This is a genomic window from Lysobacter terrestris, from assembly GCF_014489475.1.
GTDB lineage: Bacteria > Pseudomonadota > Gammaproteobacteria > Xanthomonadales > Xanthomonadaceae > Agrilutibacter > Agrilutibacter terrestris.
In genome coordinates this window covers 1,731,932-1,755,122 of record NZ_CP060820.1, presented here as the reverse complement: position 1 = coordinate 1,755,122, position 23,191 = coordinate 1,731,932, and the positions used below count along the sequence as shown (strand labels likewise).

General features: G+C 68.8%; 16 protein-coding genes and 1 pseudogene. 7 read left to right on the top strand and 10 right to left on the bottom strand.

The features are described 5' to 3' along the window. The first annotated feature begins 133 nt into the window (after positions 1 to 133). From H8B22_RS08140 to H8B22_RS08130, 3 genes are all read left to right on the top strand, one after another. Entirely contained in the window at positions 134 to 1,255 is a 1,122-nt protein-coding gene (locus H8B22_RS08140; RefSeq protein ID WP_187710951.1) for a sensor histidine kinase, read from the top strand. Next, positions 1,252 to 2,013 (top strand): LytR/AlgR family response regulator transcription factor, encoded by a 762-nt coding sequence (locus H8B22_RS08135; RefSeq protein WP_187710950.1) that lies wholly within the window; start codon positions 1,252 to 1,254, stop codon positions 2,011 to 2,013. Before H8B22_RS08140 ends, H8B22_RS08135 begins: the two co-directional genes overlap by 4 nt. A 182-nt stretch (positions 2,014 to 2,195) precedes the next feature. Beyond that, positions 2,196 to 2,783: an ester cyclase gene (locus H8B22_RS08130; RefSeq protein WP_187710949.1), complete on the top strand. Its 588-nt coding sequence runs from the start codon at positions 2,196 to 2,198 to the stop codon at positions 2,781 to 2,783. An 81-nt stretch (positions 2,784 to 2,864) separates the two neighbouring features. Here the strand turns inward: H8B22_RS08130 and H8B22_RS08125 are convergent, their stop codons facing one another. The 3 genes from H8B22_RS08125 to H8B22_RS08115 form a co-directional block, all read right to left on the bottom strand. Next, a complete protein-coding gene (locus tag H8B22_RS08125; RefSeq protein ID WP_187710948.1) occupies positions 2,865 to 3,260 on the bottom strand; it encodes a DUF3037 domain-containing protein in 396 nt (131 codons plus the stop codon). After that, complete coding sequence (locus H8B22_RS08120; RefSeq protein WP_187713582.1) at positions 3,247 to 4,020, bottom strand: HipA family kinase; 774 nt, start codon at positions 4,018 to 4,020, stop codon at positions 3,247 to 3,249. The genes H8B22_RS08125 and H8B22_RS08120 overlap by 14 nt, the downstream gene beginning before the upstream one ends. Before the next feature lie 206 nt (positions 4,021 to 4,226). Beyond that, positions 4,227 to 5,687 carry an HD domain-containing phosphohydrolase gene (locus H8B22_RS08115; protein ID WP_225876162.1) on the bottom strand — a complete coding sequence of 487 codons (1,461 nt, stop codon included), beginning with the start codon at positions 5,685 to 5,687 and terminating at the stop codon, positions 4,227 to 4,229. A gap of 193 nt (positions 5,688 to 5,880) precedes the next feature. Between H8B22_RS08115 and H8B22_RS08110 the strand changes: the two genes are divergently transcribed. Then, positions 5,881 to 6,651: an alpha/beta hydrolase gene (locus tag H8B22_RS08110; RefSeq protein ID WP_208456880.1), complete on the top strand. Its 771-nt coding sequence runs from the start codon at positions 5,881 to 5,883 to the stop codon at positions 6,649 to 6,651. A 77-nt stretch (positions 6,652 to 6,728) separates the two neighbouring features. On the opposite strand, the gene H8B22_RS08105 is transcribed toward H8B22_RS08110, so the two are convergent. From H8B22_RS08105 to H8B22_RS08085, 5 genes are all read right to left on the bottom strand, one after another. Then, positions 6,729 to 8,957, bottom strand: a complete 2,229-nt coding sequence (locus tag H8B22_RS08105) for a DUF5916 domain-containing protein (protein ID WP_187710946.1) — start codon at positions 8,955 to 8,957, stop codon at positions 6,729 to 6,731. A 66-nt stretch (positions 8,958 to 9,023) separates the two neighbouring features. After that, positions 9,024 to 10,571, bottom strand: a complete 1,548-nt coding sequence (locus H8B22_RS08100) for a M56 family metallopeptidase (protein WP_187710945.1) — start codon at positions 10,569 to 10,571, stop codon at positions 9,024 to 9,026. Beyond that, positions 10,568 to 10,963, bottom strand: coding sequence for a BlaI/MecI/CopY family transcriptional regulator (locus H8B22_RS08095; protein WP_187710944.1), 396 nt, complete (start codon positions 10,961 to 10,963; stop codon positions 10,568 to 10,570). The genes H8B22_RS08100 and H8B22_RS08095 overlap by 4 nt, the downstream gene beginning before the upstream one ends. 461 nt (positions 10,964 to 11,424) lie before the next feature. After that, a complete protein-coding gene (locus H8B22_RS08090) occupies positions 11,425 to 13,542 on the bottom strand; it encodes a M13 family metallopeptidase (protein ID WP_187710943.1) in 2,118 nt (705 codons plus the stop codon). 89 nt (positions 13,543 to 13,631) lie between these two features. Further along, positions 13,632 to 15,476 (bottom strand): potassium transporter Kup, encoded by a 1,845-nt coding sequence (locus tag H8B22_RS08085; RefSeq protein ID WP_187713580.1) that lies wholly within the window; start codon positions 15,474 to 15,476, stop codon positions 13,632 to 13,634. 293 nt (positions 15,477 to 15,769) lie between these two features. Between H8B22_RS08085 and H8B22_RS08080 the strand changes: the two are divergent. After that, positions 15,770 to 17,179, top strand: a pseudogene (locus tag H8B22_RS08080) (sensor histidine kinase); the annotation flags it as partial. Next, a complete protein-coding gene (locus tag H8B22_RS08075; RefSeq protein ID WP_187710941.1) occupies positions 17,176 to 17,877 on the top strand; it encodes a response regulator in 702 nt (233 codons plus the stop codon). The pseudogene H8B22_RS08080 and the gene H8B22_RS08075, both read left to right, overlap by 4 nt. 72 nt (positions 17,878 to 17,949) lie before the next feature. On the opposite strand, the gene H8B22_RS08070 is transcribed toward H8B22_RS08075, so the two are convergent. Next, positions 17,950 to 19,617, bottom strand: a complete 1,668-nt coding sequence (locus H8B22_RS08070; protein ID WP_187710940.1) for an MFS transporter — start codon at positions 19,615 to 19,617, stop codon at positions 17,950 to 17,952. Positions 19,618 to 19,629: 12 nt separating this feature from the next. Next, positions 19,630 to 21,006 carry a DcaP family trimeric outer membrane transporter gene (locus H8B22_RS08065; RefSeq protein WP_187710939.1) on the bottom strand — a complete coding sequence of 459 codons (1,377 nt, stop codon included), beginning with the start codon at positions 21,004 to 21,006 and terminating at the stop codon, positions 19,630 to 19,632. Between the two features lie 191 nt (positions 21,007 to 21,197). Between H8B22_RS08065 and acs the strand changes: the two genes are divergently transcribed. Continuing rightward, a complete protein-coding gene (gene acs, locus H8B22_RS08060) occupies positions 21,198 to 23,147 on the top strand; it encodes an acetate--CoA ligase (RefSeq protein WP_187710938.1) in 1,950 nt (649 codons plus the stop codon). Positions 23,148 to 23,191 lie beyond the last annotated feature (44 nt).

Here is a 23,191-nt window from a genome sequence, read left to right as displayed (position 1 = left end):
ACTGCAAATATCTTCCGGATGGTCGATGGGCGCATTGCCGGGGAATGGATGCGCGCGCTCGCCCGGGCTGCTGAAGCAATTGGGTATGCTGCCAACGCCGGCGACCGGTCGGCCACTGGAGGCAGCCCGGCCGATGGCACAGCTCGCTAGAGAAGCGCACGAAAGGGCGCGGCCGCTGGTGGGGAACGGGTCCGGAATCGGCCGCCGGGGCGCAGTCATTCTGGCGGCGTGGACGCTGGTCGCGATGCTCTTCGCCGGGCAGGCCTGGTTTGCCGCACAGGTGCGCGGCGAACCCTTGGCGTGGGCACGTGCCAGTGCGATCTGGCTCGTCTGGGCCGCGGTCTGGGCGGTCCTCACGCCGATCGCACTGCGACTGGAGGCGCGGTTTCCGCTCCAGCGACCGCGCTTGCTCAGCGCGCTCGCGGTGCACGGCGTCGCTTCGGCCACCTGCGCCCTGGTCAACCTGGCGCTCTTCGCGCTGGCGGCGCCCGTCATCGGTGCGACCCAGGTCGAACCCACCTGGCTCGGCACCTTCAGCCGACTGCTCAGCACGACGCTCCTGCTGAACCTTCCGGTGTATTGGCTGATCGTCGCCGCGGCACACGTGGAGCGACTGGTGCGCACCGCCCGGGAAAAGGATCGCCGGCAACTCCGCCTCGAAGCGCAGCTGGCCGATGCGCGCCTGCAGACATTGCGCACCCAGCTGCAGCCACACTTCCTGTTCAACGCGCTCAATACGATCTCGGTGCTGATGCACGAGAATGTCGACACGGCAGATCGGATCCTGCTGCAGCTCAGCGCGTTGCTGCGCCGCTCGCTTGACAGCACCGACGCGCACGAGGTGACGCTCGGGGAGGAGATCGGCTTTCTCGAGAGCTATCTCGAGATCGAGCAGGCCCGTTTCGGCGGGCGTCTGAGCTACCGGATCCTCATTCCTGATCAGGTTCTCGAAGCGCGGGTTCCGAACCTGATCCTCCAACCCCTGGTCGAGAACGCGCTGCGCCATGGACTGGCCACGCGCGCCGGACCGGGGCGAGTGGAAATCAAGGCGGACCGGCGAGGCGACTCCCTCCTGCTGTGCGTTGTCGATGACGGCCGAGGCCTGCCACCGGCGACGACCGAGCGCGTCGGCCTGGCGAACGCCAGGGCGCGATTGCGTTTGCTGTATGCGGACAGGCAACGCCTCGACGTACGAAATTCCGACGACGGCGGCGTCATCGCCGAGATCGAGCTGCCCTGGCGCACTGTCCCATGACCATCCGCGCACTGATCGTTGATGATGAGCCGGTCGCCCGCCGCGGGATATTGCGGCTGCTGCGGCAGGAACCGGACATCGAAGTCGTCGCGGAGTGCGGTGACGGCGAAGCGGCGATCTCGGCAATCAGCGCGCTTTCGCCCGACCTCGTCTTCCTCGATGTGCAGATGCCCGAACGTGATGGGTTCACCGTCATTGAAGCCATCGGGGGCAAGCGCATGCCGGCGGTCGTATTCGTGACCGCATTCGATCAACACGCCGTGCGGGCATTCGATGCGCAGGCACTCGACTACGTGCTGAAGCCGATCGATCCGGAACGCTTTCGCCGTGCCCTGCAGCGCGCTCGCTCCCACCTGGCCCAGCCCGATGACGGCTTCGTCCGCCGCGTTTCCGAGGCTCTGAAGTCGATCGATCGAGGCGAACTGCCGCGTTACCCCCTGCGACTCGCAATCCGTTCCGAGGGTCGCGTTCGATTGCTCGACATCGATGAGGTCGATCGCATCGTCGCCGCAGGAAATTACGTCGAGATCCACACCGGAACGAAACAGCACCTGCTGCGCGAGACGATGGCCAGCCTCGAGTCCCGCCTGGACCCACAACGCTTCATCCGGGTATCGCGGGCGGCCATCGTCAGCATTGCCCAGATTCGCGAAGTGCAGCCACTGTTCAACGGCGACTTCGTCGTTCTGCTGAAGAATGGCGCGCAGGTGAACGGCAGCCGCCGCTATCGGGCGGCGCTCGACGTGTTGCTGGGCTGACGCTGTTATCGGCAGGAATCGCTCTCCATTGCGAAGTCCAGCGCCCCCGGGAACTTCGATGGGCCCCATGCCGGCAGACGGCATGCGTTTGCGCCGACGTCCCCGTCCCTGCGCAGCCTCCACTCCTCCCACCACCGCCTCCGCCTGGCACCAAGGGGGCGCGAGCGGCCGCACGACAGCCCATGATCCGCAACACGCACTTCCGCGTTTCGGAGCTGACCATGAAAACGAGCAACATCCTGCTGTCCGCAGTGACAACGATCGTCGGTCTCATCTGCGTTGTGCCGTGCGGGGCCACTGGGTCCGACGGTGTTCGCGCTGAGTCGCCGGAACTCAACAAGTCGATTACCCGCAGGGTGTACGAAGAAGGTCTCAGCCAGGGCCGATTCGAGGTGCCTTACAGTGCGGACTTCGTTGGCCACGGCGGCAAGACGACCTTCACCCATGCCGATGGCATGGCCGAAGCCAGGGGATGGCGCGAGGCGTTTCCGGATCTGAAGGTCACGGTCGACAAGCAGGCTGCCGAGCGGGACCTGGTGGCGGTGCGCTGGACGGCGCGCGGGACCAACACCGGCACCGGCAATGGCATTCCGGCCACCGGTCGCGCAGTGCAGATCACGGGCACGACGCTGTTCCGCATGGCTGATGGCCGAATCGCTGAAGAATGGACCTGCGCCGATTCGCTTGGATTGATGAAGCAACTGGGCATGTTGGCGACACCCGCAGCGGCGCCGACGACCGACGGCAGCTCTCCCGCTGATGCTCCCTGACCCAGGTCGACGCAACACCTCGGATGGCCGACCCACAGCAGTCTCACAAGGCCAGAGGCGTCGCCACAGTCAACAGCATCGCTATGCGCGACGCACACGCACCATGCGGTCCAGCAGGTGCTCCATCGTCGCGGCCATGTCTACGCAACGGCCGGTATGTACCGGCGAGGTCTGGATGATGGCGCTGCGCTTGGCGGTCAGCCAATGGAAGCGCGCGCGCAGCGGCAACTCACCAATCGGACCGCTGCCGGGGCCGCCGCGGCAGATGGCGGGAAAGCTGTCGAGGTGGCGGCGCACGGCGACGAGGTCGATGTCTGGATCGAGCGCATGCACGCGCGCTCCGTCGATCTCGATGCGCGCTTCCAGATAGCGTGCCGACTGGCAAGACAACAGGATGCCGACGTTGACGAATTCCTCGCGCTCCACGCGCGGCACTACGCGAATCACCGCATAATCGTAGCTGTCATGCATGTGCATCGATCGCCCCCTGCACGAAGTGCCGCGGTCTGGCCAAACGCCGAACCAGATAATCCGCATACGCCACGCGTTGCGTATCGGCATCGGCGAAGGCGTCCGCGCCTTGCAGCCATGCATCCGGCACGGCGGCCAGGATTGCGGCGATAACGTCGGATGTAAGCCGCGCGGTCATCGTCGCATCGACCTGTGCGATGCGGTCGGCCCACGGCAGCAGCACGTGCTCGCGGATCAGCGGGAACGGCTTGCCTGGATCGGCATCCCGGCCGTTCCAGCCGTGATGGAAGTACAGCGCCGCGCCGTGGTCGATCAGGTACAAGCGGTTGTGCCACATCATCAGGTTGGGATTGCGGGCGCTGCGATCGACGTTGCTGACATAGGCGTCGAACCATACGATCTGCGAGGCCAACTCGGCCTCGGGATGCTCGGCGACCGGGTCGAAATTGATCGCGCCGGGCAGGTAGTCCAAGGCAAGGTTGAGGCCGGCGCTGGCACGGATCAGGTCCTGGATCTCGGGATCGGGCTCGGTACGGGCGAGGTCGGGATCGAGTTCGACGAAGACGATCTCCGGCACCGGCAACCCGCACGCGCGCGCCAGGCTCCCAGCGATCCATTCAGCCACCAGCGCCTTGGGGCCTTGTCCGGCACCGCGAAACTTGAGCACGTACAGGCCATCATCATCGGCTTCGATCACGGCCGGCATCGAGCCACCTTCGCGCAAAGGCGTGACGTAGCGGGCGGCGCTGACGATGCGTGGTGTCATGGTGCAAGCATACCGGGCTGCACCGCGGCGCATGCGATTCGAGCAGACGCCAGGCCATTGAAGTCGACCGGATCCATGCGGATCAAGCGAAAAACTGGCCAAGCGTCCGGCCTTGACCCCGACGCAATTTATCCGCGCGCGTGGCCGCTACGGGTCGACTTCCACCACCAACGCATGGCGTGTTCGGCCGCGAGCCGGTGAGCCACCTACAACAAACCCAACTGCGTCGCCTTCAACGTGGCTGCCGCACGCGTGGAGCACTCCAGCTTGCGGAACACGCTCTCGACGTGCGTGCGCACGGTGCTGGGGCTGATCGACAGCTTCTGCGCTGCGGTCTTGTTGCTCGCACCCAGGCTGATCCAGCGCAGCACGTCGCGCTCGCGCTCCGTAAGCAAACCACCCGGCGGTACGGCAGGCGCCCTGGCCGTGTTTCGCGACTTCTGCAACAGCGCGCGCACGACCTCGGCGTCATGACGCCCCGCGGTGGCTTCGGCCATCAGCAGCGCGCCTGCGGCATCTTCCGCGAACGCTTCACGCCACGGCCGCGCGACGCGCAGGGCCGCGAGCGCCGCGGCGGCCGCCAGGATGCGGCCCTCGATGGGAATGCCGCCGGCCTTCGCCTCGCGGAAGTACCCGGAGCCGTCGGGGCGTTCATAGGCATACGAGGCGATTTCCGCCGCGTCCGCGAGCGAGCCGATCTGCCGCGCCGCACGGCCCGTCCAGTAGGGCACCAGCCGCACGCGCTCCCAGGCCGATGGCGGCAGCTTGCCCGCGGTTTCCCAGATCAGGTTGGGGACCGTCGCACGTCCCATGCCATGGATGAGTGCGGCGCGATGCAGCGCCTGCTGGCTGTGCGCACCCAACCCGAGTTGCACCGCGGCATGGCTGGCCAGTTGCGCCACCGTGCGCGAATAGCCCGTCATCCACGGCAGCTTCAGGTCGATGACGTGGGCCAGGATTTCCAGTGACGTCGTGCGCTCGGTGAAGGCGGCGTCGAGCGCACACGGGCCGGACAGCGTCGGGTCTTCCGCCAGCGCCGCCAGCCAGTGCGCCGCATTCGCGACCACCGCATTGGCGAGCGCGCGCGGATACAGGGTGTCCGCGCGCTGGCCGATGAGCTTGCATGCCTGCTCGAGTCCGTACAGGCGATGGAAGATCTCGAGGTCGCCGGCCAGCGCCGCCATGTACACCGCGGCAGGCACCTGCTCGCCACGCAGACCATCGGGCGCGCCGCTGCCGTCGTGGCTCTCGAACAGGTGGCGCAATGCGAACTGCGTCGATTCGTCCAGACCCAATTGCGCGGCGATGTCGCCCGCCACCTCGCAATGGATGCGCGACAGCGCGCGGAAGGCCGAGCCCTTGTGCTGCGTGCCGGAGCGGAATCCGCTGCCGGACGACTGGATGGCGAGCAACGCCTTGCGCCCGGCCACGTCGTCGCCGAACAACTGGGCGAATTCGGGCGCGTTCGCGGTGCAGCCCGACCAGCGCAACAGGGCGACGGCGCTGGCTTCGCGATGACCGGCATCGTCATTGCCAACGGCCCGGGCCAGTTGCCCGGCCAGCCACGCCGCGCGCGGCGAGTGGTCGATGGGCTGCCCCATGGCCAGGTCGCCCACGAATGCGAGCGCGCGGACCACGTCCAGCAGGGGAACGGCGGAGACGTCCACGTCGGAGTACCTTGCCAGCGGGGCAGGAAGTCTAGCGCCGCCCCTTCCCCTCCCGAGCTCGGTCATTCAACCGATGGTGCGCACAGGGTGCCGGGCGCAACCTGTGCCCCGAGGGTGATCGCGATGACCGCTCTCCCCAAGCGATGTAGCTCCCCCGCCTCGCCCCGCACCCAACCCTTTGGAGAAGACCCCCGTGAACATCAAGACCCTCGGCCTCGCCGCTGCTGCTGCCATGGCCCTTGCCTCCCCCGCGAACGCCGCACCCGCCAAGGCCCCGGAACCGATCAGGAATGTCGTGCTGGTACACGGCGGATTCGTGGACGGCTCCGGCTGGGCCAAGGTCTACGACATCCTCAAGAAGGACGGCTACAACGTCACCGTCGTGCAGAACCCGACCACCTCGCTCGCCGATGACGTCGCGGTCACCCAGCGCGCCATCGCGCAGCAGGACGGCCCGGTCGTGCTGGTGGGCCATTCCTACGGCGGCGTGGTGATTTCCGAAGTCGGCACCGATCCCAAGGTACAGCGCCTGGTCTACATCGCCGCCTTCGCGCCCGACCAGGGCGAGTCGGTGCAGTCGCTGATCGCCAATCCGCAGCCGGGCGCGCCGCAGCCGCCGATCCTGCCGCCGCAGGATGGGTTCCTGTTCCTGGATCGGGCGAAGTTCGCGGCCTCGTTCGCCGGCGACGTCGCCGCCGACGAAGCGGCCTTCATGGCCGACTCGCAGGTACCGTGGGGCGTGGCCGCCCTCGCCGGTGCGGTGACCGTGCCGGCATGGAAGTCGAAGCAGAGCTGGTACCTGGTCGCGACCGAAGACCACATGATCCCGCCGCCGGCGCAGCAGATGATGGCCAAGCGCGCGGGCGCGACGGTGGTCGAGGTGCCCGGCAGCCACGCGATCTATGTCTCGAAGCCGGAAGCGGTCGCCAAGCTCATCGTGCAGGCGGCGCAGGGCAAGAAGTAATCAGCGATCGATCGGATGGCGAAGGCCCCGCACCAGGCGGGGCCTTCCTTTTTTGGCCCAACGGGATTGCACGCGCCTTAGAACCGATACCGCACCTTGGCCAGGAACTGGTCGGAATCGCGCAGGCGCAGCGCCTCTTCCAGCAGCTCGTCGGTGCCGATGCCGCCTTCGCGCTCGTGCTCGCCGGCACCGCCGCGCGAGTACGCCAGGAACAGGTCGGACTGCGGCCCGAGCAGGTAGCGGTAGCGCAGCTGCAGGCCCAGCTCGTTGATGTCGAAGTTGGGCAGCGCCGCGCCCGTTGCCTGCATGTCGCCCGCGGGTTGCAGCCGATAGGCGCGGCCGTCGCGCGCGCGGATCGCCAGCCATTGCGACTTCAGCCGCAGCTCGTGTTTCGCCGCGGGAAACCAGCCGAGGTTGACGCCGGCGTAATCGAGGCGGCGCGCGTAGCGGCCGAAGTCGCGGCCTTCGTGCCAGATCAGCCAGTCGTCGCTCCACTCCGGCGCCAGCTCGAATTCGGCGTTGAAGGTCTCGCTCGGATACCAGCTGGCGCTAAGCGAGAGCGTGCGCGACGGCGTCGCCGACAAGCCTACCGGGGCGAGGCCGAGGCCCGCCGCGAAGGTCCAGTCGCCGTAACGCGCGCTGGTGAATTCGGCCTCGGCGTCGTAGCGGCCCGAGACGCGGTACAGGCCATTGCCGCGCGAGATGCGGTCGTCCCAGCCGGCGCTGCGCGGGGCGGCGAACAGCGTCAGCTGGTTGCCGCTGCGGAAGTTGTAGAGGTTGGTCAGCAGCAACCAGGTCGGCAGGCGGTCGCCGCTGTCGTTGCTGCGCGCCTGCACTTCGGCGACCCAGCGGATGTTGCGCAGGCGCGACTGTTCGGCGGCGATGCGCTGGTTGAAGTCGGCGGTGACTTCCAGTTCGTTGAGGCTGGGCCGGCGCTGGTAGCCGAGGTCGTTGAAGTTGAGCTGCGCGCCGAAATGGGTGGCCTCCACCTCGAAACTCCAGCGGTCCGTCGGCGTCCAGAACGTGCGCACCCAGCCGCCGCTGTCGCGGGTGTCGACGCCCTGCTGGCCGATGGCACTGGCCAGCGCCTGCGCGCTGACGATCAGCGTGTTGGACGGCTTCCAGCGCAGGTCCACCGCCTGCACCTGCGCGCGGCGATCGATGGCGGCGCGTTCGGTGTCGGTGCCGAGCCAGCCGATGTTCAAGGCCTCGCCCAGCGGCAGCTGCAGGCGCGCGGCGTAGAAGTCGCGGCCGTCGTCGCCGTCCTCGCTGGCGGCGAGCAGGCCGTAGCCGAGCGTGCCGAGCCCGCCGTTGAGCTTGAGCGCGGCGTTGATGTCGTTGCCCGCGCCGATGCGGCGGGTGTGGATCAGGCGCCCCGAATCGGGTGTGCGCAGGTCGAAGATGCCCTGGTTCTCGGTGAAGAACGGCCGCTTGTCGCTGAAGAAGGTCTCCACCGCGTCGAAGTTGATGACCAGGTCGTCGGCTTCGATCTGACCGAAGTCGGGATTGATCGTGCCGCTGAGCTGGAAGTTCGGCGACGGCTTCCAGAACACGTCGACGCCGGCCTTGTAGCGGGTGCGATCGTCGATGAAGTCGTGCAGCGCGGTGGCGTAGGGCCAGACGTGCAACAGCGCGCTGCGGTACTGCGGGATCTCGAGCGCGTCGAAGTCGGAGACGAAGCGGCCGCCGCGATCCTGCGCCACCGCGGGAAACGCCTGGCGTTCGCCGGTGCTGCCGACCACGCGGCCGAAGTACACCGCGACGTTGCGGTTGGCGGTGTCGGCGCCGCGCATCGGCGCGACCGACCACGGGATCAGCATCTCGACCTGCCAGCCGGCCTCGCTCTCGCTGACGGCGGAACTCCAGTCGGTGTCCCAGTCGGTGCTGAACTGGTTCTCGTTGGTGAGCACGCCGTCCTGCACCGAGCCGGACAGCGACACGGTGAAGGCGTAGGCGGTGCGTCCGTCGCCGTCGAAATCGATGTTGAAGATCACCCGGTCGGCGTTGCGGACCTGGTCGCGCTCCAGCCGCGGCTTGATGCGTTGCACGCCCGGCGCCTGTTCGAGCACGAACGCCACGGCGATGCCTTCGGGCGTCGATAGCAGCCGCGCCTGCGTGCCCAGGCCCGCCTCCGGTGCGGTCAGGCGCCAGGGCTGGGTGGTCTTGAAGTCGGTGTAGCGGCGCGCCTGCGCCCACTCGGGCTCGTCGAGCTTGCCGTCGACGGCGATCGCGGCGTGGGCGCTGCCGGCGAGCGACATCAACGCGAGGGCGAGTTGCGTGCGACGCAGTGCGGAACGGTTGTTCATGGCAATACTCGTCTGTGCCCTCCCCGTGCGGGGAGAGCCGATTGATCGGAAGGAGTGGTTTGAAACCTAGGGTCGGCCGGCGACCGCGCCGTGGCGGGCCAGGTAGTCGCGCACGGCCGGATCGGTGGCCTGGTTGAGCGGCGAACGCCAGCGCCCCATCCAGCCGTCGGCGACCACGCCTAGGTTGACGTTGGCGCCGTGCGCGACCAGGTACTGCACCGTGGCCAAGTGCCCCTCGCGCGCGGCGTTGATCAACGGCGTCTCGTCGTAGGTCACCACGCGGTTCACGTCCGCACCGGCTTGCACCAGCCGTTCGACGAGGGCCTGCTCGCCGCGCGCGGACGCGACGATCAGCGGATTGCCTTCGCCGAGCGCGGCGCGGTCCGGGTCGGCGCCGAGCGCGAGCAGCGCATCGACCATGCCGCGATCGCGCGCGCGCACCGCCTGGATCAGCGCCGTGCCCTGGTCGAGCGCACGCGCATCGAGGTCGACGCCCGTCGCGGCCAAGCGGCGCACGGTGGCGACGTCGCCGCTGCGCGCGGCCGCCAGCAGCGCCCGCACCTGCGGCGTGGGTTCGACAACGGGTGCCGACGACATGGCCAGGCGCGGCGTGGTCGCCACGGCCATGCCGGCGAAGGCCACCAGCGTCGCCACGCATAGCGCCAGCAATGCGCGGCGGCGCTGCGGCGTGGCGGCGGTGTCGTCTTCGATCAGGCCGTCGATGCGCTGCGCGAGGTGGCTGCGGTGTTCGAACATGCCGACCGCGAGCGACGGCGGCCGTTCGCCCAGCGCCAGCAGTTTTTCCACGCTGGCCAGCAGCGAGCCGGCGTAGTCGACGTTGGCGCCGCCGCCCTGCGCGGCGCGCGCATCGCAGGCCATCTCGCGCGCCAGTTCCAGGCGTGCGTGGATCAGGCGCAGGAACGGGCTCCACCAGAACACTGCCAGCGCCGTGCGCAGCGCCGCCGCCAGCCACAGGTCGCCGCGACGGATGTGCGCGATCTCGTGCAGCACGATGTCGCGCAGCGCGGCGGGCTCCAGCGTGTCGACCAGCGCGCGCGGCACCAGGATGGTCGGACGCAGCAGGCCGACCAGCATCGGGCCGTCGACGGCGGTGGTGGCGATGCGCGCGTGGCGCGGCAGCACGTCGGCCAGTGCGGCCTCGAGTGCCGGCGCGCGACGGGCCGAACGGCGCAGGCGCTGTGCCTGGTTCCAGCCATCGAACAGGCGCACCAGCTGCGCCAGCACGCCCAGCAGCCACGCCAGCGCGAGCACCGACGATAGCGAGCGCGGCACTTCCAGGTACAGCGTGTCCGGGCACAGCCCGGCTTCGAACGACGGCTCGCTCGGGCCCACGCCTTCGCCGGCCCGCGCCATCACGTCGTAGTGGCCGGTCGTCGCCAGGTGCGTCTTCGCCGGCGCAGGCGTGCCCGGCAGGAACGACGCCAATGGCGCCAGCACCGCCAGCGCGAAGACGGCCAGCAGCAGCCACGAACGCAGCTCCGCGCCCAACGCGCGCAGCCGCATCAGCCCCAGCGCCACCACGAACAGCGCGGCGCCCTGCCACAGGTGCTGGGCGGCGAGCGCCAGCGCCGCATCGATCACGTCCGCGATCATGGCTTCCTTCCTTTCGCCTTGGCGGCGCTGACCTTGTGCTGCAGCGCCTTGAGTTCGGTCTGTGCGATGTCGTGCTCGCTGAGCAGGTGCTGCGCGAGCACGTTGGGCGAGCCGTCGAAGAACTGCTGCAGCAGGTGGTCCAGCGCCTGCCGGCGCGCGGCCTCGCGGGTGATCGTCGCGCGGTAGATGAAGGCGCGGCCTTCGGCGCGGTGGCTGACCAGGCCCTTCTTGCCGAGCGTGCTGAACATGGTCAGCACGGTGGTGTAGGCCACCGATTTCTGCGCGGCCAGCTCGTCGGTGACCTCGCGCACCGAGGCCTCGCCCTTGTCCCACAACACTTCGAGGATCGCGCGTTCGGATTCGGTGAGCGTGGGGGACGGAGGCCGGGCCATGGCTTGCCTACTAATTAACTAGTTGAGACAACTTTGCGGGGGCGGATCGGCGTTGTCAACTATGTAATTAGTAGTGGTGGTTACGCCCCCGGTTTCTGCCCTCCCCGCGCAGCGAGGAGAAGAAGCCCGCAGGGCAGATGAGGGCGCTCTTGCCGTGGCGTCACGTCCCCTCACCCTGCGTCGCTGCGCGACGCTGTCCCTCTCCCCCGCAAGCGGGGCGAGGGGAAGTAAGCGCTGGTGTTGTGAGCAATCGCTGGTGCGGGTTTTTCTTCTCCCCGCGCAGCGGGGAGAAGATGCCCGCAGGGCAGATGAGGGGCGCTCTTGCCGTGGCGTCACGTCCCCTCACCCTGCATCGCTACGCGACGCGGTCCCTCTCCCCGCAAGCGGGGCGAGGGTGGCGTCCACCAACAAAGAAAACGGCCGCAATTGCGGCCGTCTCCTCACAACAATCACCCGCGGAATTACCAGACCTTCACCCGGTCCGCCGGCGCCAGGTACAGCTTCTCGCCCGCCTTCGCGCCGTACGCGTCGTACCACGCGTCGATGTTGCGCACGGTCTGCGCGCGCTGCGCCGCCGGCGCATGGCCGTCGGTGAGGATGCGCTGGCGCAGCGCGGCGTCGCGGATCTTGCTGCGCCAGGTCTGGCCGTAGGCGAGGAAGAAGCGCTGGTCGCCGCTCAATCCGTCGATCACCGGCGCTTCCTTGCCGCCCAGCGATTTCCTGTACGCCATGTAGGCGATGGTCAGGCCGGACACGTCGGCGATGTTCTCGCCCGAGGTCAGCTCGCCGTTGACGTGCAGGCCCGGCAGCGGCTCGTACGCGCTGTACTGCGCGGCGAGCTTCTGCGTCGCGGCCTTGAAGTGCTTGGCATCTTCCGGCGTCCACCAGTTGCTCATCCGGCCCTGCGCGTCGAATTCGGCGCCGGTGTCGTCGAAGCCGTGGCTGATCTCGTGGCCGATCACCGCGCCGATCGAACCGTAGTTCGCCGCCGGATCGGCCTTGGGATCGAAGAACGGCTTCTCGATGATCGCCGCGGGGAAATTCATCGCGTTCTGCAGCGGCAACTGCACCGCGTTGACCGTCTGCGGCGTCATCCACCACTCGCCACGCTCGACCGGCTTGCCGAGCTTGCCGATCTGGTGGCGGTACTCCTGCAGTTCCGCGCGCAGGCGGTTGCCCAGCGCATCGTCGGGGCGGATCTCCAGCGCGGCGTAATCGCGCCACTGCTCCGGATAGCCCACGCCCACGCGCATCGCCTTGGCCTTCTCGCGCGCCTTCGCCTTGGTTTCCGCGGTCATCCACGTCAGCGAATCCACGCGCTCGTCGAACGCGGCGAGGATGTTGTGCACCATCTCCTCGACCATCGCCTTCGACGACGCCGGGAAGTACTTCTCCGCGTACACCTTGCCTACCGCATCACCCAGCGCGACGCTGGTCGCATCGAGCGCGCGCTTGCTGCGCTCGCGCGCCTTGGGCGTGCCCGACAGCGTGGTGCCGTGGAAGCCGAAGGCGAGGTCGGTGTAGGCCTTGGGCAGCTCGCCGGGGCCGCGGACGGCGGTGTTCCAGGCGGCGTGGTCGAGGGCATGGAAGGCCAGGTAGTCCTTCCACGCCGGCAGCGGCTCGCGGCCGACCAGCGCGGACACGCCGCTGATCGCGCGCGGCTGCCAGGCGACGACGGTCGGCTGCGAGGCGAGCCCGGCGGCGGTGAAGAACGCGGTCCAGTCCATGCCCGGCGCCTGCTTCGCGAACGCCGACAGCGCCCACGGGTTGTTCGCCTTGTGCACGTCCTGCGAATCGACCACCGATGCATGCGCCCTGGCGATCTTCGTCTCCAGCGCGAGGATCGATTTCGCCTTGGCGCTCGCATCCTCGATGCCGGCCTGGGTCAGCAACGCGGCGATGTAGGTTTCGTACGCCTTGCGCGCGTCGACCATCTCCTTGTCGCCGGACAGGTAGTACTCGCGGTCGGGCATGCCCAGCCCGCCCTGCATCAGCGAGGCGACGTTGTGCTCCGGATCCTGCAGCCCCTGCGCGACGAACACGCCGAACAGGTTGTCGGTGTAGAAGTTGGTGGCGTTGAGCGGGTCGGTGTCGGCGCGCACGCTGGCGCCGAGCACACGCGACAGGTCGGCGCGCGAGGCGATCGCGTTGATCGCATCCAGCTGCGGCTGCAGCGACTGCAGGCCGCGCTGCTCGATGCCCGCCTCGTCCATGTACGCGGCGTGGAAGTCGGCGACGCGGCGCGCATCGGTACCGGCGGCCGGCTTGCTCGCGGCGAGTGCGGCGATGAGTTCGGCGTTGCGCTGCTCGGCGGTTTCCACCAGCACGGTGAACGAGCCGTAGTTGGAGCGGTCCTCGGGGATCTCGAAGGTCTTGCGCCAGCCGCCGTTGGCATAGGCGTCGAAATCGTCGCCCGGCTGCACGCCCTTGTCGATGCCGGCGAGGTCGACGCCGGACACCGCCGCCGCGGGCGCGGTGGCCGCCGGCGCGGTGGTGGCGGCAGTGTCGCTGGGCGCGGGCTTGCAGGCGGCAAGGCTGCAGGCCAGGGCGAGGAACAGGAGGTTGCGTTGCAGGGCCATGGGCATCGGGTTGGACGGAAGGAACCGCGATGGTGCCTTGCCGTGGCGCACATGCATGTGCAGGAAGCCACGCCGCGCCGTGCATCCGTTCAGATTTCCACCGGCGCGCCCAGTTCGACCAGGCGCGTGCCGGGAATCCGGAAGAAATCCGTCGCCGGCGCGGCATTGCGGTGCAGGTAGGCGAACAGGCGGTCGCGCCACAGCGGCATGCCGCCGCGAGGCCGCGCGACGATGCTTTCGCGGCTGGCGAAGTAGGTCGTCTCCATCGGATCGAAGCACAGGCCGCCGTGGTCGGCCGAACGCATCAGCGCCAACGGCACGTCGGGCGTTTCCATGAAGCCGTAGCGCACGGTCGCGCGGTAGAAGTCGTCGCCGATGGTTTCCAGCGCGAGCCGCTCGTCCGCCGGCACGTGCGGCACCGCCTTCGTCTCCACGGTCAGCAGCACGTTGCGTTCGTGCAGCACCTTGTTGTGCTTGAGGTTATGCAGCAGCGCCTTGGGCACGATCCCCGGCTGCGCGGTCAGGAACACCGCGGTGCCGGGCACGCGCGCCGGCGGCGCCAGCAGCAGGCCGGGCAGGAAGCTGTCGAGGCGGATGCCGTCCTTGCGGATCTCCTCCTGCAGCAGCCGGCGACCGCGCCCCCACGTGCGCAGCAGGGTGAATACCACGACGCCCAGCGCGATCGGGAACCACGCGCCGTCGAGGAACTTCACCAGGTTCGCGGCGAGGAAGGCGACATCGACCAGCACGAACAGCGCCGCCAGCGGCCAGAACAGCCATGCCGGGAGCGCGCCGCGCGCGCGCATCGCCACGATCAGGATCACGCTGGTGATCAGCATCGTGCCGGTGACCGACACGCCGTACGCGGTCGCCAACGCGGTCGAACTGCCGAAGCCGACCACGGTGGCGATGACGGCCAGCATCAGCAACCAGTTGATCGACGGGATGTAGACCTGGCCGATGGTTTCGCGCGAGGTATGGCGGATGCCCATGCGCGGCAGGTAGCCGAGCTGGATGGCCTGCCGCGTCGCCGAGTACGCACCGCTGATCACCGCCTGCGAGGCGATCACCGTGGCTGCCGTGGCCAGGCCCACCATCGGGTACAACGCCCAACCGGGCACGCCGAGGTAGAACGGATTGGCCACCGCCCGCGGATCGGCCAGCAACAGCGCGCCCTGGCCGAGGTAGTTGAGCGTGAGCGAGGGCAGCACGATGAAGTTCCAGGCGTACTGGATCGGGCGGCGGCCGAAGTGGCCCATGTCGGCGTACAGCGCCTCGCCACCGGTGACCGCCAGCACCACGGCGCCGAGGATGAACACGCCATGCCAGCCGTGATCGAGGAAGAAACGCAACCCCCACCACGGATTGAGTGCCTGCAGCACGTCAGCGTTGCCGGCGATGTTGTGCACGCCGATCGCGGCCAGCGCGAGGAACCACGCGACGATGACCGGCCCGAACGCCTTGCCCACCCGGTCGGTGCCGAAGCGCTGGGTGGCGAACAGCACCACCAGCACCGCGATGGTGATCGGCAACACCCAGCTCTGCAGCGCGGGGGTGGCGACCTGCAGGCCCTCGACCGCCGACAGCACCGAGATCGCCGGCGTCAGCACGCCGTCGCCGAAGAACAGCGCCGCGCCGAACACGCCGAGGATGCCGACCAAGTACGCGCCCTTCGACGCCGGCGGCAACGTGCGCTGCGCCAGCGCCGTCAGTGCCATGATGCCGCCCTCGCCGTCGTTGTCGGCGCGCATGATCACCGCGACGTACTTCACCGTGATCACGATCAGCAGCGACCAGAACACCAGCGACAGGATGCCCAGCACCGTGGCGTGGTCCGGCACCAGGCCGTAGTGCGGCGCAAAGGCTTCCTTGATCGTGTACAGCGGGCTGGTGCCGATGTCGCCGAAGACGACGCCGATGGCACCGAGCATCATCGCGCGCAGGCCGGCGCGGCCGGGGTTCGCGGTGTGTGGCAGGGAGGGAGCAGTGGCGGTATTCACGGGGCGGTGGGGCGCGGCGTTTCCTGGGCCCGCAGTGTTCGCCCGCCACGCATAAAGGCAGAAGCCATCGCCGCCGCCGCGCGCGTAAATTCCGCGTAAAACCCGGCACGCCTCGCGCGGAGGCCACGGGCATTGCAGGCACAATGCGGGCGATGCCGATCACTGCGCCCCCGCCCGCCGAAACGCTCCCGGCCGCGTCGTCGCCGGCGCCCGGGCCCGCGGGCTACGCGCTCGCGCTCGCCGGTGCCGCCGTGGCCGTGCTCGTCGCGGCGCTCGCCGAGCATTGGCTGGGCCTGCGCGACCTGTCGCTGGTGTTCATGCTCGCGGTTCTCGTCGTCGCCTCGCGCACGCACACCGGCCCCGCGGTGCTGACCGCGACGCTGTGCTTCCTCGCCTACAACTTCTTCTTCATCGCTCCGCGCTACACGCTGTACATCAGCGCGTGGCAGGGCGTGGCCACCGTCGGCCTGTTCCTCGCCGCCGCGCTGCTGGCCGGGCGCATGGCCGCGCGCCTGGCGATGCAGGTGCAGGCCTTGCGCGCGGCCAACCTGCACGCGCGCGCACGCCAGGACCTGGCGCAGGGGCTCGCGGTGGCCGCCGATGAGGCGGCGGTCGTCGCTGCCGCGCACCGCGCCTTCCGTCACGGGCTCGGCGCCGACGCGTGGCTGCACCTGGATGCGATCGATGCCCCCGCTAACCCGCAGGCGCCGCGCGAAACCGTGGAGGAACACGGCTGGTGGTTCCTGCCACTGCGCGCCCCCGACGCAACGCTGGGCCAGATCGGCCTGAAGCGCGCATTGCCGGCACCCGCACTGGACGAGCGCGAACGCGCGCTGGCCCGCGCCATGGCCGACGACATCGCGCAGGCGCTGTTGCGCGTGCGCCTGGTCGCCGCGCTCGAAACCGAGCGCATGGCCGGCGAGACCGAACGCCTGCGCTCGGCGCTGCTGTCGTCGGTGTCGCACGACCTGCGCACGCCGCTGGCCGGCATCATCGGCGCCGCCGACAGCCTCGACGGTTACGCCGATGCCATCAGCGCCGAAGACCGGCGCGCCTTGCTGGCCACGATCCGCGAGGAAGGCGAACGCCTGGACCGCTACATCCAGAACCTGCTCGACATGACCCGGCTCGGCCACGGCGGACTGACCCTGCACCGCGACTGGATCGGCGTCGACGAACTGGTCGGCTCCGCCATCACGCGCCTGCAGCGGCATCGCCCCGATACGCGCTTCGACGTGCGCATCGCCGCGGACGCCGGCCTGCTCTGGGTGCATCCCGCGCTGATCGAACAGGCGCTGTTCAACGTGATCGAGAACGCCGCGCGCTTCTCGCCGCCGGGTGCCGCCATCGCCATCGCCGCACGGCGCGACGACGGCCAGCTGCGCATCGAGGTGAGCGATCGCGGCCCCGGCATCCCCGAAGACGAACGCCGCCGCATCTTCGACATGTTCTACACGGTCAGTCGCGGCGATCGTGATCGCGAGAGCCGCGGCGGCACCGGCCTGGGCCTGGCGATCTGCCGCGGCATGATCGGTGCGCACGGTGGCGAAGTCGAAGCGCTCGCGAACGCCGACGGCATCGGCACGACGCTGCGCATCACCCTGCCCTTGCTCGAACCCGCGGCGGCCGCGCCATGAACACGACGCCGGCGCGCATCCTGGTGGTGGACGACGAACCGCAGATCCGCCGCTTCCTCGACATCGGCCTGCGCGCGCAGGGCTACGCGGTGCTGCAGGCCGACACCGGGCAGGCCGCGCTGGCGACGTTGGCGACGCAGGGCGCGGACCTGGTCATCCTCGACCTGGGCCTGCCCGACATCGACGGCCGCGCCGTGCTGCAGGCCCTGCGCGAGTGGTCGCCGGTGCCGGTGATCGTGCTGACCGTGCGCGCCGGCGAAGCGGAGAAAGTCGCCGCGCTGGATGCCGGCGCCAACGACTACGTGACCAAGCCCTTCGGTGTGCAGGAACTGATGGCGCGCGTGCGCGTGCTGCTGCGCAACCAGGCGCGGCCGGCCGATGCGCTGCCGCTGTTCGACGACGGCACGCTGCGCATCGACCTGGCGCGGCGCGAAGTCAGCGTCGCCGGCGCGGTGCTGGCGTTGTCGCGCAAGGAATACGCCCTGCTCACCCTGCTGCTGCGCCACGCCGGCCGCGTCGTCACCCAGCCGCAGCTGCTGCGCGAACTGTGGGGCCCGACCCACCAGCACGACACCCACTACCTGCGCATCCTCGTCGCCAAGTTGCGGCAGAAGCTCGGCGACGATGCCGCCGCGCCGCGCTGGATCGCCACCGAACCCGGCGTCGGCCTGCGCTTCCTCGGCGAGCGCGACGCCTGACCCCGCCACAAGACACAACGCCGGCCCGAAGGCCGGCGTTGCTTGCCACGCACCACGACTGCGGGGAGGGCGTTACTTGGTGATGTCCACGTCCTTGGTCTCGCGCAGGAACAGCGAGCCGATCACGAAGGTCATCAACGCGATGATGATCGGGTACCACAGGCCCTGGTACATGTTGCCGGTGGCCGCGACCAGGCCGAACGAGATGGTCGGCAGGAAGCCGCCGAACCAGCCGTTGCCGATGTGGTACGGCAGCGACATCGAGGTGTAGCGGATGCGCGTCGGGAACAGCTCCACCAGCCACGCCGCGATCGGGCCGTAGACCATGGTCACGTACAGCACCAGGATCCACAGCAGCAGCAGCACCATCGGCGTGTTGATGCGCGACGGATCGGCCTTCTCCGGATAGCCGGCGGCGGTCAGCGCGCCCTTGAGTTCCTTGCCGAACGCATCGGACTTGGCCTTGCCGTCGTCCTTGGACAGGCCGGCGCCCTCGTAACCGGCGACACGGCTGTCACCGATGCTCACCGTGGCCACCGCACCGGCCAACGCCGGCTCGATCGTGTACGGGATGCCGGCCTTGGCCAGCGCCGTCGCGGCGATGTCGCAGGAGTTGGTGAACACCTTCTTGCCGATCGGGTCGAACATGAAGCTGCACTTGCCCGGATCGGCGTGGATCACCGCCGGCGCCGAGGCGCGTGCCTCCTCCACCGCCGGATTGGCGTAGTGGGTCAGGCCCTTGAAGATCGGGAAGTAGGTCAGCGCGGCGAGCAGGCAGCCGAGCATGACGATCTTCTTGCGGCCGATCCTGTCCGACAGCCAGCCGAACACCACGAAGAACGGCGTGGCCAGCAGCAGCGCGGCGGCGATCAGCAGGTTGGCGGTGGTGCCGTCGACCTTCAGCGTCTGGGTGAGGAAGAACAGCGAGTAGAACTGGCCGCCGTACCAGACCACCGCCTGGCCCGCGGTGGCGCCGAGCAGCGCCAGCAGCATCAGCTTGCCGTTGCTGGAGAACAGGCTGTCGCGGAACGGGGTCTTGGCGACCTTGCCCTCGCTCTTCATCTGCTGGAACAGCGGCGATTCGCTCAGCTGCATGCGGATCCACACCGACACGCCGAGCAGCGCGATCGACACCAGGAACGGGATGCGCCAGCCCCAGGCTTCGAACGCCTCGTTGCCCAGGTACACGCGGCAGCCGAGGATCACCAGCAGCGACAGGAACAGCCCGGCGGTCGCGGTGATCTGGATGAAGCTGGTGTACAGGCCGCGCTTGCCGTGCGGCGCGTGCTCGGCCACGTAGGTCGCCGCGCCGCCGTACTCGCCGCCGAGCGCCAGGCCCTGCAGCAAGCGCAAGCCGATCAGGATGATCGGCGCGGCCACGCCGATGCTGGCGTAGCTGGGCAAGATGCCGACCAGGAAGGTCGACAGGCCCATGATCACGATGGTGACCAGGAACGTGTACTTGCGGCCGATGCGGTCGCCGAGGCTGCCGAAGAACGCCGCGCCGAACGGACGCACGAAGAAGCCGGCGGCGAACGCGAGCAGGGCGAAGATGAAGCCGGTGGTCTCGTTGACGCCGCTGAAGAACTGCTTGGCGATGATCGCCGCGAGCGATCCGTAGAGGTAGAAGTCGTACCACTCGAACACGGTGCCCAGGCTGGAGGCCAGGATGACCTTCTTGTGGCCCTGGGTGAGGCCGCTCTCGAACTTTTGGCCGGCGGTAGCCGATGCGGTATTCATGCGCGCGGTCCTTTAGAAGCTGTACTTGACGTGGGTGTGCAGGCGGCGCAGGTCGCCGTCGGCCTCACCTTCGAGGGAACGCTGGCCCCAGATCAATTCGGCACCGACATCGAGCTTGGGGAACGGCGAGTAGATCAGGTTGGCGTGCCAGGACTGCGCGCGCTCGGTGACGTTGAGCCCGGTAAGCGCGCGATCGTTGTCGAAGTGCGCCATCGAGTAGAACACGTTGCTGCGCAGCTTCGGCGAGAAGGCGTGCCGGTACGCGGCGAACGCGCCGTAGCCGTCGATCGCCTCGAGGTTGCCGCCGGCGTCGAGCACCACGTCGCTGGCGATGGCCAGGCCGAGGTAACGACCGATGCCGCTGCCGCCGCTGACCATGTAGCGGATGTCGTCGTTCTTGCCGAGGTTGAACTTGCCCGACACGCTGACCGCGCCGCCGGTACTGCTGTCGTCGATGCCGGTGGCCGGGTTCTCGTACTTGAACTGGCGCAGCAGCGCGGCGACGGTGAAGTGGCCCCAGTCGCCCTTCTTCAGCCAGCGCGCGGTGAAGTCCGGCGCGAGGTTGTCGTCGCTGCTGATGCGCGCACCGGTGTTGAGGAACGGGGTGATGGTGGTTTCCGGGTTCTCCACCGAGAACGACCACGGCCCGCTGGTGTAACGCACCTGCGCCTGGCGCACGAAGATGGTGCCTTCGGTCGGGCCGATGAAGTCGACGCTGTCGGGCAGCGCGGCCACGTCCTGGAAGTTCGACCAGGTCTGGCCGGCCAGCCACTTGTCGTAGCTGACGTAGGCGTGGCGCACGGTCAGGCCGTGGGTGTTGGTGGCGACCTCGTTGCCGAGGAAGGCGTTGTTGCCGCCGCCGAACAGGTCGAACTCCAGGTACGCCTTGACCTTCTTGCCGTTGTCCATGTCGGTGTCGGCGGCGAACCAGAAGCGCGAGAACTGCGCGCCGAAGTCGGTATCGGTGCCTTCGTTCGCGCCGCCGACCGGGATGGCCGAGGGCACGTAGAACATGCGGCCGACGCTGCCGTCGGCGATCTCGCCGTCGGTGGTGTCGGTCATCATCGCGTCCATCTTGATGAAGCCGCCGTAGCTGAAACGCGTGCCCGGGTTGCCGGCGATGTTGATCGGCGTGGACTGGATCTTCGGCTTGGTGTCCGCGGCCGCCACCGTGGGCGCGGCCTGCGCCGCCTGCACCTGGGTGAGTTGCTGCTGCGACTGCTGTTGCTGCGCGACCAGCTGCTGCACCAGCTGTTCGAGCTGGGCGACGCGCGCTTCGAGTTCCTTTTCCTTCGCGGTCTGGGCGAACGCCAGACCCGGAGCGAGTAGTGCGACCAGCACCGCAGCCGCGAGGGGCCGACGGTGACGCCTTGCGAGACCAGTGGACATGTCCCCTCCCGGACGACGTGCGGAGTGCACGATTCCCGCAGCCTGCGCGCGGCATCGGCGCGCCGCCTATTCGCCAATGGTCGAAGTTGGGGCGGCATTCGACCAAGGTCTAACGGCGCTCCTAACACCGGCTTCACTCGCGCCAGCGCGCTTGCGGCACACTGGCCGTCCCCGCCCGCCAGAACACGCCCATGTCGCCCCCTGACCTGCATCCCGTGCCGCCGGAATTCGCCGCAACCGCACGCCTCAAGCGCGACGACTACGAGCGCCTGTACGCGCAATCGGTGCGCGAACCCGATGCGTTCTGGGGCGACGTCGCCAGGCGCCTGGACTGGATGCAGGCACCGACGCAGATCAAGGACGTGAGCTACGCGCTCGACGACTTCCACATCCGCTGGTACGCCGACGGCGAGCTCAACGCCAGCGTCAACTGCCTCGACCGCCACCTCGCCACGCGCGGCGACAAGACCGCGCTGATCTTCGAACCCGACGACCCGGCGCAGACCGCGCAGCACATCAGCTACCGCGACCTGCATGCGCGCGTGTGCCAGCTCGCCAACGCCCTGCGCGGCCTCGGCGTGAAGAAGGGCGACCGCATCACCATCTACCTGCCAATGATCCCCGAGGCGGTCGCGGCGATGCTGGCGTGCGCGCGCATCGGCGCGATCCACTCGGTGGTGTTCGGCGGCTTCGCGCCGCAATCGATCGCCGACCGCGTCCACGACTGCCAGTCCAAGCTGATCATCACCGCCGACGAAGGCCTGCGCGGCGGCAAGAAGGTGCCGCTGAAGGCCAACGTCGATGCCGCGCTGAAGCTGCCCGGCACCAACTCGGTGGAAACGGTGCTGGTGGTGCGCCACACCGGCGCCGCGGTGAACATGCAGATGCCACGCGACCGCTGGTTCGACGCCGTCGTCGACGGCCAGCCCGTGCAGTGCGAGCCCGAACGCATGAACGCGGAGGATCCGCTGTTCATCCTCTACACCTCCGGCTCCACCGGCAAACCCAAGGGCGTGCTGCACACCACCGGCGGTTACCTCGTGTGGGCGAGCTACACCCACGAGAGCGTGTTCGACCTGCGCGAGGACGACATCTACTGGTGCACCGCCGACGTCGGCTGGGTCACCGGCCACAGCTACATCGTCTACGGCCCGCTCGCCAACGGCGCCACCGCGCTGGTGTTCGAGGGCGTGCCCAACTACCCGAACGTGTCGCGCTTCTGGGAAGTCATCGACAAGCACCGGGTCACGATCTTCTACACCGCGCCGACCGCGATCCGCGCGCTGATGCGCGAAGGCGAGGCGCCGGTGAAGAAGACCTCGCGCGCCTCGCTGCGCCTGCTCGGCACCGTGGGCGAACCGATCAATCCCGAGGCGTGGCGCTGGTACTACGAGACCGTCGGCGATTCGCGCTGCCCGGTCGTGGACACGTGGTGGCAGACCGAGACCGGCGGCATCCTGATCTCGCCGCTGCCGGGCGCGATCGACACCAAGCCAGGTTCGGCGACCAAGCCGTTCTTCGGCGTGCAACCGGCGCTGGTCGACGCCAACGGCGCGCTGCTCGAAGGCGAGGCCGAAGGCAACCTGGTCCTGCTCGACTCCTGGCCCGGGCAGATGCGCACGGTGTACGGCGACCACCCGCGCTTCATCGACACCTACTTCAGGACCTACCCGGGCATGTACTTCACCGGCGACGGCTGCCGCCGCGACGCCGATGGCTATTACTGGATCACCGGCCGCGTCGACGACGTCATCAACGTCAGCGGCCACCGCATCGGCACCGCCGAAGTCGAGAGCGCGCTGGTCTCGCACCCGAAGGTCGCCGAAGCCGCGGTCGTCGGCTTCCCGCACGACATCAAGGGCCAGGGAATCTACGCCTACGTCACCCTGATCGTCGGCGAGGGCGAGAGCGAGGACCTGCGCAAGGAGCTGGTCGCGCACGTGCGCAAGGAGATCGGCCCGATCGCCGCGCCCGACCACCTGCAATGGGCACCGGGCCTGCCGAAGACGCGCAGCGGCAAGATCATGCGCCGCATCCTGCGCAAGATCGCCGAGAACGCGCCCGACCAGCTCGGCGATACCTCGACCCTGGCCGATCCCTCGGTAGTGGAGTCGCTGGTGCAGCATCGGCGGGTGCCGTGAAAGCCGGAGCTCGAGACTGGGGACTGGGGGCTGGATATCCGCAG